Annotated in this window: 7 protein-coding genes; 2 read left to right on the forward strand and 5 right to left on the reverse strand. The window is 38.4% G+C overall.

Annotated elements, in window-relative coordinates:
* Positions 1 to 311: 311 nt before the first annotated feature.
* The 3 genes from KS419_RS13075 to KS419_RS13085 form a co-directional block, all read right to left on the reverse strand.
* Complete coding sequence (locus KS419_RS13075) at positions 312 to 1,628, reverse strand: ABC transporter substrate-binding protein (RefSeq protein WP_217066853.1); 1,317 nt, start codon at positions 1,626 to 1,628, stop codon at positions 312 to 314.
* Between the two features lie 48 nt (positions 1,629 to 1,676).
* Positions 1,677 to 4,091: a glycoside hydrolase family 65 protein gene (locus tag KS419_RS13080; RefSeq protein WP_217066854.1), complete on the reverse strand. Its 2,415-nt coding sequence runs from the start codon at positions 4,089 to 4,091 to the stop codon at positions 1,677 to 1,679.
* 291 nt (positions 4,092 to 4,382) lie between these two features.
* Positions 4,383 to 6,350 carry an NAD-binding protein gene (locus KS419_RS13085; protein ID WP_217066855.1) on the reverse strand — a complete coding sequence of 656 codons (1,968 nt, stop codon included), beginning with the start codon at positions 6,348 to 6,350 and terminating at the stop codon, positions 4,383 to 4,385.
* A 700-nt stretch (positions 6,351 to 7,050) separates the two neighbouring features.
* Here KS419_RS13085 and KS419_RS13090 point away from each other — a divergent pair.
* Entirely contained in the window at positions 7,051 to 7,332 is a 282-nt protein-coding gene (locus tag KS419_RS13090) for a hypothetical protein (protein ID WP_217066856.1), read from the forward strand.
* 529 nt (positions 7,333 to 7,861) lie between these two features.
* On the forward strand, positions 7,862 to 8,692 hold the full coding sequence (locus tag KS419_RS13095) for a glycosyltransferase family 2 protein (RefSeq protein WP_217066857.1): 831 nt from the start codon (positions 7,862 to 7,864) through the stop codon (positions 8,690 to 8,692).
* A 64-nt stretch (positions 8,693 to 8,756) separates the two neighbouring features.
* Here KS419_RS13095 and KS419_RS13100 read toward each other — a convergent pair whose 3' ends face one another.
* Both KS419_RS13100 and KS419_RS13105 read right to left on the reverse strand, forming a co-directional pair.
* On the reverse strand, positions 8,757 to 11,522 hold the full coding sequence (locus tag KS419_RS13100; RefSeq protein ID WP_217066858.1) for a hypothetical protein: 2,766 nt from the start codon (positions 11,520 to 11,522) through the stop codon (positions 8,757 to 8,759).
* A 247-nt stretch (positions 11,523 to 11,769) separates the two neighbouring features.
* The gene (locus KS419_RS13105; protein ID WP_246594006.1) at positions 11,770 to 13,179 is read right to left on the reverse strand and encodes an ABC transporter substrate-binding protein; all 1,410 of its coding nucleotides are present in this window, start codon (positions 13,177 to 13,179) and stop codon (positions 11,770 to 11,772) included.
* Positions 13,180 to 13,183: the final 4 nt, after the last annotated feature.

The following is a 13,183-nucleotide window of genomic DNA, read 5'->3' on the forward strand; positions in this document are numbered from 1 at the left end:
AAAATTTTTGCTTGGATACACTACAGGCAGACGCTTTTACACAAGGTCACAAGTCCGACATCTACTCATTCTTCGCAGTGTCTTCACCTCGTGCTGTTCCCGCTTGAGTCGCCGCCTTTCACTTCTCCAAGCTTTCTCAAAAAGTAACAAAGTTTAATACACGTTCGTCATAGAGCAACATGCATTGCTTAATAGAAAAAAGCCATCATTTTTAGGCAAGACGGCTTTTTTCCAGAAAGAATAGACGGAGGAGATGGAGCGGTAACACTGACTTCTTTTGTCAGTTCCGCTCCTACTCCGGTTTCCCTCATTTATCTAATCGCGTTCTGCCATGCGTCATCCATCATTTCCACGACTTCCTGACCTGTAAGGCTTTCATTAATAAAGAAGTTCTCTGCCACTGGAACGAAGTCATTCACAACTAGATTTGCCGGGAAATAAGTGTGAGACCAAGGGATTGTTTTTCCTTCATTAATTGCATCAAAGACAGCTTGAGATAACGGGTCAAAGTCAGATACCTCAATGTTCGTTAATGCCGGGATAGTATTAAATTCTTCTACAAGGTAACTATGACCAATTTCAGTTGTGTGTAACCAGTCTAAGAAGTCTAACGCAGCTTGAATTTCAGCATCATCCTTCTCTGCATTTACAGACCAGTGCAATCCAACACCTACTGCTAAACTATCATTGTCCATCAATGGAACAGGAAGCATTCCCATTTCGAAATCAAGCTCATAATCTGAGAACATACCATATGCCCAGTTACCTTGGTGGATCATCGCTGTTTTTCCAGATGCAAAGTCACCAATTTGAGAATCATAGTTTACTTCTAATGGGTTGCGTGTATAAGCTCGAATGTCTTCTAACATTTCACCAAAAGCCTGGAACTCTTCCACATCTCCAAGGGAAACTTCCCCTGCATTCACTTGATCCATAAAGGCAATATTGTCATTTTGAAGGGAGAAAGGATAGTTACTGATATGCCCAATTAGGAAGAACCCTTCTTGGGATAATGATAAACCAGATACATCCGTCCCATCGAATTCTTGGAGTGTATTCACAAATGATGCATAATCCGCAACATCTGCAGGATCAATTAAATCTTTGTTATATACTAATCCAAAACCTTCAGCACCAAATGGAATTCCAAGTAGCTTTCCATTTACTTCGAGAGCCATGTTTTCAGCAATATATTGTGCGTATTCCACATCACTCAGGTCATAAGCATATGATTCTAGTGACATCGCTTCCGTTAAGTGTCGAAGACTAAAAATCGATGGTCCTTGATTACTGTTTAAACGAATTTGCAGTTGTTGGAAATAGTCGTCACCTGTTGTTCCCCAAACTTCCACTTCCACTCCTGTTTCTTCCTCATAAATTTTAGCCAACTCTTCTAATTCTTCTGTTATTTCAACCTTACTTTGGAAAATAGTAATTTTGTCAACCGTTTCTCCATCAGTGTCACTACCTGTATCTCCAGAATCATCGGTATTGTCTTCTGCCGGTTCTTCTGTATCTTGACCTCCTCCATCGTCTGTTCCTGCCTCTTCATCTTCGCCACCACATGCTGCTAAAAAGAATAAAGATGTAACTAATAGTAATGCTAAAATCGTTTTCCAAAACTTCATTGATAGTGCCCCCTTTATATTTTTGGATGAAATTCATCCATTACTAACCTAGTAAGATAGTAGACTTCCTTTTTCCAATGGGATTTCAATAGATTCCCTAAAGGTAAATGCCTTTTCAAAAACTCGGAAACGGATATTCTCCATGGTTGATGCTTCCACACGGAGGGTAGATTTTGTTATCGTAATATGCAATGGATGGCCTCTCCAATGAAAGACGAATTTCAATTGTTTCCATTGCGTCGGGAGTTGGGGATTGATTCTGAGTTCTTCCTGATAAAGACGTACACCCCCAAAGCCAAAGACAGCTGCTGTCCACATCCCTCCGATAGATGCCGCATGAATCCCTTCATTAGATGTATCCATAGAAGGACCTAAGTCCGTTTCACATAATTTGGTAAACATTTCATAGGCTAAATCAACTTTCCCTAAGTCACAGGCAAGAATGACATGAGTAGAAAGACTTAAGGAAGAATCATGGAGTGTTCTTGGTTCATAAAAATGAAAGTTTGCTGATTTCACCTGTTGGGATAGTCTTTCATCATCAGCTAAAAAAGTTTGCTCCAATAAGTAAAATATCAGAAGTGTATCGGCTTGCTTCGTTACTTGAAAGTGATTAATTTGTTCCGGATTATAATCTTTATAAATTCCCCTGACAGAATCTTGGTTTTTATACTTGGACAAATCAAGTTCCTTTAAACTCAAGTAGGTGTCATCCTGTGGTATGACATGATCTTTTGCCCGCGGTTCTGGCAGGTAGAGTTTTTCAGCTTTTTCGAGCCAGTTAAGATAGTGATTGTTTAAATCTAGCTTTTTGTCCATTTGTAAGAATCTTTTTTTGTCGTCTTGCTTTAATTGATCAACAAAGCGGATCGCAAGTTTAAGGTTGAAGTATGCCATATAATTGGTGTAAGCGTTGTTATTGACATGCTCCTTATATTCATCGGGACCAATCACATCGTTGATATAATATTGCCCGTTTTCTGAAGACCATTCTAGCCGGCTAGCCCAAAACGTAGCAGTTTCAAAGATGATTTCGTACCCATAAGCGATGAGAAAATCTTTGTCACCTGTCACCTTCGTATATTGGTAGATTGCAAACGCAATGTCTGCAGTTATATGCTGTTCAATTAGTCCAGGCCAAATTTTTGTCGGTTTACCGGTAACGATATCAATGTCTCCCCATTCTGGAGTGACTTCCCCATCAGAAGGTTTAGCAGCTTCCCATGGATACATCGCTCCTTCATAACCGTTGGCCTTCGCTTTTCTTTTGGCGCTTTCCAACCCAAGGTATCGATAAGTTAATAATGACTTTGCAATTGCTTGGTTGGAGTAGGTGAAAAAAGGAAGTATGAAAATTTCAGTATCCCAGAAGGAGTGTCCTCGATACCCTTCCCCACTTAATGCTTTCGCACCAATTCCCATCTTCTCGTCATGTGCTGGTGTCATTGCTATCAGGTGATACAAGGAAAACCTGAGAGCAAGTTGGTCAAATGACTCGGTACTGTCTACCTCAAGTTTGTAAATGTTCCAAATGGTTTCCCATTTCTCTGCATGTTGATTAAATAGCATTTCATATCCTTTATTATGTAATTCCTGTAGTTCCTTGCTGGCTTGTTTTCGAATGTATTTTATAGAATCATCGAGCTGATATTCCACATCATACATACCTTTATCGTACCGAGAGAATTCCTTATCAACACTCGTGTAAACGGTTGCTAGTTTTTCGAAAACAAACTGATCAGAAGGCTGTAGTGCAACGTTATATGTCAGCCAGACTTTTCGTCTGGACATATTCATTTCAGGATCGTTCCGTATCTCTTCCCCATTAATTCTTAAGGTGTGTACCGCATTTAAAATAATATTAATCTTTGATTCTTTCGTTGTTTGAATCATTTCTAGGGCACACTTTTGGTGAACACGCCGTTCCCCTTCTAGGAAATGTTGGGATCCGGAATTGGTCATTTGCCCATTAATTCCTGATTCGATAGTTAGCTGGATCGGATGTGATACCGACTCCACTTCCAGTTTCATTCCAATGAGATGTAGATTATGCAAGGAAACAAATCTTCTAAATTGGAACCAAATTTCTTTTCCCTTTGGGGAAATCCACTGGATCTTCCTTGTTAATTCAGCTGTTTTTAAATTAAGCTGGCGAACATACTCTTTCGTTTTACCAAATTCAAGGCTAAAGCGTTCCCCGTCTATCTTCATATCAAATCTTGTCATATCTGCCAGATTTGGTAACTCGGTAACTTCATTCTCTTCCCCTTGATTGAAAGTACCATTTACAAACAAGTTTCTTTTTTCCTGCAAATAAGGTTCTTCTGTTGCAGATCTTAAACCTAGGTATCCATTTCCTAGGTACATAATGGATTCACATTTCCCTAATTGATCTGGATGAAACTGTTCTTCGGAAAGAACCCAATTTTTAATATTTCCATTTCCACTTGTGTAGTTCATCATATGTAATTGGCTCCTTCCTAAAACGTTTTAGAAACCGAGCGAAAATTCAACAAAAACGTTTTAGACCTTTCGTAAAAAATAAACTTTTTAATTTTTGCTGTTAAAAAGTCTAGGTTACCGAAAACGTTTTTGCCTCGTTGAAAAATAATAAAGCGGGATTTGAAGCGCTTTCAATAATAGTATAGGACGCATTCTCCTAATCTGTCAATTATAAATATTAAATAATTCAAAAAAATATTTTTAATTTGTAATTATTAGGTGCCAGGTACTTCGACGAAAATCAACTGGCACCTAAGATTCATAGCGTTCAACTAGTTCATAACCTGCCAAATCGTAAACATCGACGATGGCAAGAACTTCATTTCGGTAAGACTCTTTATATTGAATTCCTGTTATTTCAGACAACTTATTTAATTTATCCCATCGAACTAACGCAGGATCGGGAGAATTGGAGAAGGACTTTGCTTTTATTGTATCCCTCTTTCCTTTAGATGCGTTGGATACTTGGGAATTAAGTAACGCCGTACTCGCCCCGACCCATCCATTTAAATGATGAACGGCTTTCCATTGGGCATGCAGTAATTTTGCTAACAGGTCCAGTTGTTCTCTGCAAATCTCTCGATATAACCCTCTCGTAACAATGGAGTGAGACGGACTAATATCATCCATTGGAACTGCTTTCAAATGAAGTAAATGAAGAATAATTGGATAAAAGTCCCCTTTAGAGATGGTTGCTGCTTTATATTCATGAGTTAAATGTTCCCACACTCCTGGCGTTAATTCTTTACGGTCACTATTATTCACTGTCCTTATTTTTTGGCCCCACCTTATTTTTCTCCGGTCAAAACGGGAGTGTGATGCTACACGAATATTTCCCTTGTTATTTATAGTCCTTGTTTGAATCCTGTAACTCCATTTTGCTACCTCATCTAGTTTCTGTTTAATGATGACATCTTCTGTGGCAATATCATTCATGTTTCCAAATTCTTTTATGTGAGATATACCACGTAAATCCTTTAAGAAATGTGTCACACTAGTGTAAAAATATTCCGGCTTATAAATATAAATTTCCTGGATATTTAACTGTTTTATTAGTTGGAGTCCATTTACATAATCAAACTCCTTATTCCTCATACAAGTAACACAATACGTAACATCGTGAAGTTCCCCTGTCGCGTTTTCATAGGACGCCTCTCTTAAATTCCAATCGATAAAATGGACTTCACACACCTTATCAATATTAGGATATTGGAGACGTAAATTAGTAGCGTTATTCTTCGTGTGACGATCAACAATCGTGATTTTCAGTTTTTCTCCTGATGGATAATAGGCAATCTTGGCTGCTTGCAGGACTATTTTTTTTGCCAGATCGTTAAAACCGATTACTAGAATATGAGGTTTATACGTCGGTAATTTACCCTCACCCTCATTTTTTAAGTCCTGTGAAAAGAGTGGATAATCATGAAACAATTTTCTGGCTTTTATCTCATAAAGATTAAAGAAATGAACTTGACCATTCTGATTGAATGAATGGAGTTCTTCCACTTCCGTCACATCACGATCAAACAAAAATTTCATATGAATATCATTCAGATGAACATGAATCGAACAATTTTTTTCTAGATCAGCTATTCTTTTTTCCTTATGCAACAAAATGGATATTCGGTATAAAAGCTCCATGTTAAAATCATCATTAAAAGTGAACAGTACAACTGTACGACAACGGGTTAAACGGACTTTTTGAAGGATAGTATAATTCAATGGATCCCCTGATACAACGACAGCACCATTATTAGTCAGTTTCATTTTTAAGGAAGATTTCTCATCTTCTTCAGCAACCATGATTACGTTTTGTTTTTTCTTGATAAGGTCAATCGCCAGAAGATAGGAGTATTGATTTAAACCGATAATAATTGTATGCTTCCCGAAAAATGTAGTGTAATGTCTTTTCATAAAGTCGCTGAATGTCTTAAATAGGAGTTGAAAGACTAATAAATTCGTAGCTGCCACGCCAGTCCATTTTGCTATTTCCAAAGTGATTGGCGGCGCAATTCCACTTCCATCTGGGATATCGAAATTAAACAAAAATAAACGTATTGTTGAATACAGTGCAGAGGATGTATTCATGGAAGGGAATGAATAATAGCCGTGGAATCCAAATAAAAACGTTATGATGAATAGAAATCCTAATAAGTAGATTGACATGTACTGTTGTATACGAATTCGTTTATTTTCATTGTATTCCTGATATCGGTCCATTGTCCCCTCCTTCCAAAACATCAAGAGGTATTTTAGCTCGAGGAATTAGATTAATGATCTGAGAACTTTTGCTAAAACATTGTCCATAAGACATACTTATTAAAATTTTTCAGAGTTATTACTTTGAAGGGGATATGTTCATATAAAGATAGTCCGAGGTTTGATAGTATCTGAAGAATTTTTTTCGAAAATGCCCGAAGGTGCCAAAACATATACATTCTTTTTCTTTTAGGCTATGTTAAAGGCTAATGTTGATTTTTTAACAGGATGATTTTTAGCGAAATTTACGACACTCCTGCGGGAAAAGCGAGTTCAGGGGAGACCCCGCAAGGTGTGAAACACCGAGGAGGCTCCCGAACCGCCCGCGGAAAGGGAGTGAATTTCGCAAAAATCAACATTGAACGATAACAGAGCTTTCTTTTAAAAAGAAACTCTCCTTATAAATGATCGTCATTTCTCACAGGCATTCTGAAATTAATATATAAATCAAGTCTATTCGACTTATGCATTTATTTTACTTTTCAGCATTGCGTTGCTATCCACCACAATTATCTCGATTAATGAAAAGAATTGTTTTAAAATAAATACAATCGTTAAAACAATACGTTTTCCACTCAGGAAAATCTATAAGATAACATTCCTGCCAAAGTGAACTGTCATTGCATAATTTAATTCAGTATCGTTAAAGGAGTGCCGCACAATGATCGATATAAATGCAGAATCATACGCTGAAATAACACTAACGAATTTCCGTCTCAAAGAAAGATTAAAGGTGCAGCAGTGGATTCACTGCTTTATCACTTTCTCCTCGGAAATGCTTCCGCAAGATATCATAGATCCAGAAATTTTAGTTATCTTGAATCAAGATAAACAGCCTTTACAAATTATTTTGCAGGAAGAAGGCTGCGATTCTCCTAACTTCCAATTAACAGAGTCTGAAAAATCGCAAGTAACGGAATGGCTTTCCCAGCAGGATTTATAAGAAAAGCGCAAGCGCCTTGGTCACGGGCGAAAGTCACTGCCTCTTCCTCTTCTAGCTTTTCTAGGATGCGTATCCGTCGAGGCAACTCGAAGCATATTCGTGAAGATTTCCTCGTTGGATAGCATACTCGAAGAAGAGTTGACAGAAGCCGCTTTTTGGCTTCCTTGTGCTCCTGCGATTACTCGTCGCAAGGCAGCAAGGATGCAACTCAGGTAGTAGCCTGCCTGAAGTGATCCGAGCCCGTAGGCGCTGGAGCTAGACAATAAGAAAAGCGCAAGCGCCTATGAACACGAGCGTAGGGCAGTGGAGGAATGACAACCTGAAGTCCGCTCTTTGACTTCAGTTGTCACTTCCGAAGTGCCCCGCAGCGAGTAGGCGATGGAGCTAGACAATGCCCGAAGGTGCAAAAACTTATATTTTCTTATCTTTTAAGAAAAGCGCAAGCGCATTTATGTCACCTCGATTTTGACCGACTGAACGATGCGACTTCCTCTCTTTCAAAAAAATTGATTTCATATTGGAGGGTCTGATGAACACGAAACCTTTAGTTTCCATTGTTATTCCTACCTTTAACCGTTTGTATCCTTTAGCTGAACTGATAGAAGCGTTGAGCAGACAAGCCTATCAAAACTTCGAAGTAATTATCGTTAACGACGCAGGGGAAATGGTAGATATTATAAGAGATCTTTACAGCGAATTAAATATAACCATTGTTAATTTACCTGAAAATCAGCATCACGTGTTTGCAAGAAATACAGGAGTAGCCCAAGCAAATGGAGAATTAATCATGCTTATCGATGACGATGACATCATCTTAGATACCCATATTGAAACAATGGTTGAGGCTATCGAGGACTGTGACTTTGTTTATTCTGACGTGGAGATCGTGGATTATAAAGTGAAGGATCATGTGCGTTATGTTACAAACCGATTCTTGTTTGCCTATCAATACGATTTGGACGCAATGAAAAAGTTCTCCACGTTTGTGCCATCTGGTTGTCTATACCGCCGGAAGATTCATGAAACAATTGGTTACTTTGATATGGAAGTAAAAAATTACTGGGATTGGGATTTCTTTTTGCGTGTGGCAAATGTATATCAGGTGAAGCGGAGTCCTGTGGCTAATGTCTTATATGAGTTTTCCGCTGGCGGAACTAATCAGTCGAGCTATACGGCATCCATGCGCAAGTACCTCGATCGTTTATGTGAAAAACATGGTTTGGGAGAACTCCCAACGAAGAATTTCTTTTTATTGCTGGAGGAAGAAGAAGTGGTAGCAAGAAAAGCCCTTAGTAAAGTGGTTTGGGATGGCCAACCAATCATTTCAAGATTAGTTAACAACATGGAGACAGGTGCTTAGAAAGGCAAAAATCAGTGCCAGACACTTGTCGGATTCGACAAGTGCCTGGCACCTGGTTTATGTTCTATGCATCATATGTTTTATTCGTTTCTTTAATAGCTTGTTTTCGGTGGACTGTTTTTCGATTGAACTTAGGCTTAAATAACCATTTAAACCACAACCACACTCTGTTTTTCTTCGTGTACATTAAATAAATATAAAGTGGGATAAATGTCAAGAGTACAGCCCCACCAAGTGTAAGCCAATTTTCTAAGGTTGTTCCACCTTCCGGGGCTAAAAAAGTGGAGAATGCCTCAATCCGGATAAATCCGATACCCATAAATACATTTAACGTTACGAGCGGCAAGAATAGGGCTGAAACCACTTCCACTCGCTTGGAAAATCTTGACTTATGATAGTCGTCTATCGTTGACACCTGATCTAGCACTTCATCATGCAGGCTCTCCGTTTCAAAAATCTCATTCCACTTTTTATATTTTTCCATTCCAATCTCATCATTTGTGATCTGACTAAACCACCCTTGAACGATGAACTCCAATAGAATATCCCTTAAGTAACTGACTTCCTTCACGTACCGGCCAGTTCCGAGTTTTGATAACTGTTTAGAAAAGTTCATGAGACAATACCGCTGATGGAGTACCATAAGGAAAATATCAAAGTTTACGGTTTTAAACTCCGACATTAACTGTTCTGTCTCTTCTTTCATTAGCTTCTTTTTATATGCCGGAGTACGAGAGTCCGTTTGATCCACGATCATTAGGGCGCTACCATTTTTGCTGAATCCGTAAACAGCATAATCATTGTAGTCATAAAACATTTTTTCCAATGTCTCTTTCATCCGCTTATTCTCCTGTTGAAACGGCAGACCCCAACTAGTATTACTACATAACTTATAAAGTATTTCTTGCTTTGATGATTCAAAATAACTGCTAGGATCGAGTAAAACATTCGTATATATTAATCCTTTTTCCGCATTTGAAAGATCGATTTGACCGTTAATTTTCTCCTCGAAAAAGGTTGTCAGCCTCTTCTTTCCTATTCTATCATCTGAAAGGGCACGGTTTGTGTCCACCACTATCTCCATCGGGATGTCCTTATTTGCTTCTGTTACGATCTCTGTGTCCACAACTAAAAACCCGATTCCATATTTAAAGAGAATAATATGGGCATTATCAATCTTTGAAATTGTTTCTCTGGATTCTTTAATAGGACCGCTCCCGTTGAAAAAATGAAGATCAATGATCTTTCTCTGATCACTCTCCTTAAAACAGAGGTAATGATCTTCCATTTGTTGATAGGAAAATTCACAACAATACTCATCTTTTTCCTGATCTATTCCGTTACCTGCCCCGAATAAATACTTTTGGATATAAGGGCGAAAGTACTCCACCCGCTCCTTCTGTTCCATGAAATCTACTCTTTGTAGTTCCTTATTTTTTTGTAGCTGTTTGTATTTTTTTTGATATTCTTTATGATTAAATTCAAATGGAAAAAGAACACGGCTAAAATTCTTTTTCACCATCGGCTTCGTGTATTGAATCGTAATCTCTTTAATCCTTTCCGTAGAGAGAAGACTCCCAGTCCGTGGAGATTCTATGATTGTGAAATCATGTCCGCGACCGTCATACCATGGATCACCGTTCGTACACCACTCTTCTGGATATCGAAATTCTTCCCTCGTGCGCCATTCGGATACATTATCTTTTCCGAATTGCTTGATCTCTTCTTCCACTTCTGCATACTCTAAATACTTCCCCATGTTAGTCAGGACAGCATCACTAATGGGATTCACTGAGATCGTCACTTTACTGATACTCACACTCTGTCCTACTTCCACTTCTTCACTATTTTCTTCATCGACTTTTCCAGGGATAAAGGTAAACACAAATCCTTTTCCAGAAGGGGATTCAGGGTCAATTCTTGCCCATAACTTATGTAAGGAACAGGTTGGTACAGTATTCCAAAACAATCCATCCACTTCTGAAACCGTATTAACGTGGTTTTTACTTGGTAGGGGCATTTGTCGTACTTCACATACTTTTGGATTATCTCTGTCTTTTTTATAATTGGCAAAATCATTAACCACTTCGGTAGCTTCTTCCTGTAAAGGATGATCATCCCCAAGAATAGTTGGGCTGTATAGACTGTTTTCCGTCGGACTCAATTCTTTCATTCGAATGAATAAATAGTGAATAAGGTTTTGTCCACGTTTCATCATCTCTTGGTTATACATGATTTTCGGATTCCCTTTACAGGCTTTTCTTGTTATCTCGCCAATAAATAGCGTTAATGTATAAGGAGATATGACCATCTCTGGATTTAAAAGCATCTCTCCAGAATCAATCTTATTGGCATACTCCACCATCTCATCTGTAAATTCTGGAAAACTACGGTTCTCTATATATTCCTGGACAAGATAAGCTGAGGCAAAACAATCAAAATCTGGAGATCGATGAACAATAATAGTAATTTTAGACTCGCTCTTTTGATCAGTACTGACATCGTTAGGAACTTGTCTATCTGTCGTATTGGCTCGATCGGCATATTCACAAACCGTTTTTAGCAAACTGGGACATGCCTTAACAATCGCTGTTGTACTTTTTGGCTTTTGATTATTGAAAGTCACTCCATTTTTAAGATGATGATGGTCTATTACTCCATCAATCAACTGATTTCCAACGTCTAAGATTACGGTATTCTCTGTTGGAAAAGATTCTTCTGTTTTTTTTGACCGAATGACAAAATGCAATTTTCCATTACGTTCTTCTTTACTTACCATGGATCCTTCAGCAATAAAATGATATTGGAAGGTTATATTACTCTTTCTCATCTGTATGATAATCCCCTTTTGATTGGTTTGAATCCAACTAGCTTCATTTTTTAAAATTTGCACATCTATACATTATTCTACAAAAAAGGCAGTTCTCCTGTATGGAAAATAGTGAGATTTACCACACCGATAAAATGACTACTACACTGATAAAATAAGAGTATACAAGGAGTTTAAAACGTTAAAAATGTGCGGGACAATGCCCGCACATTTCAGAATAGAATGATCTCAAGTTTTTTTAGTTCGATTAGTTTCCTGATGTTCGGTTTGCAATTTCAATTGCTCTGTTTGTTCCTTCTACTGCTTGATCTAATGCTTCTTTAGGGTCCATACCTTGAAGCATGTTCTCAAGCGCAGTTACAACTAATTGGCGAGATTCAGGGAATACGGAAATTAATGCTCCTTGTGTTGCAGTACCTGGTAAAGTAGCCTGAAGTTGTTCAATTGGAACAAGTAACTGCGGGTATTCTTCATGTACCTCAGAAACAATGGATTCATCATATGCGGCCGGATTGATTGCAAAGTACCCTGTCGCTAAATGCCATTCTGCTTGAACTTTTGGAGTTTGAAGGTATTTCATAAAATCAAAAGCTGCTGCCTGTTCCTCTTCAGAGATACCGTTTGCCATCCAGATAGATCCTCCACCAATGATAACTCCATTTCGCTCTACCTCATCTGCATATGGTACAAAACCAGAGCCAACTTCAAATGTTGCGTTATCCACTGTCCCTCTTGTTCCTGCTGAAGAATCTAAGTACATAGCCACTTGTCCAGCTTGGAAGGCTGCACGAATATCATCCCAGTTTGTTCCGAAGTAGCCAAAAGTACCTGCTTCATTCATTTCGTTAATCCATTGAAAGGCACGAAGACCCTCTTCTCCATTAAAAATTGCTTCTGTTGCCACATCAGATCGACCATTATCATTGTTCACATAATCTGCACCTTGTGTCGATAATAATTGCTCAAAAAACCATCCATGTCCTAAAATAGAGAATCCATATCGATCATCAGTAGTCAGCTTTTCTGCCGCTTCTTTAATTTCGGAAAAAGTCGTTGGGGGATTTTCTGGATCTAATCCAACTTCTTCAAAGGCATCTTTATTATAAAGAAGTGCCGGTGTAGATGAGTTAAATGGCATGGAATACAAATCACCATCTACAGTATAATAACTTAAAATATTTCCTTCTAACTGGGACACATCATAATTATCCTTATCAATCCAATCTTGAACTGGAGTAATATAACCAGAATCAATCATATATTTTGTACCCACTTCAAATACTTGGACAAGTCCTGGAGAATCACTGGTTCCACCAACACTACGAAACTTTGTTAACAGTTCTTCATAAGATCCTTGATATTCAGACACAATTTCCACGTTATCCTGAGAGGAGTTATATTGATCTACTAAGGCATCAAGTGCTTCCCCAAGTCCTCCACCCATTCCGTGCCAAAACTCTACAGAGATTTTTTCCCCAGGAGCAACGTCTGTTTCTTCTCCAGCATCGGAAGAATCATCATTTGAATTATCACTGTTATTTTCTTCTTGATTTTGGTCTTCCCCCGCCTCAGCAGAATCAGTCTCCTCTGCGGAACATGCTGCAAACACTCCTGCAAACATCACAACGATTAACAACAAAGATAATTTTTTTAACATGAAT

The sequence above is a fragment of the Evansella tamaricis genome (genome assembly GCF_019042215.1).
GTDB classification, from domain to species: domain Bacteria; phylum Bacillota; class Bacilli; order Bacillales; family Salisediminibacteriaceae; genus Evansella; species Evansella tamaricis.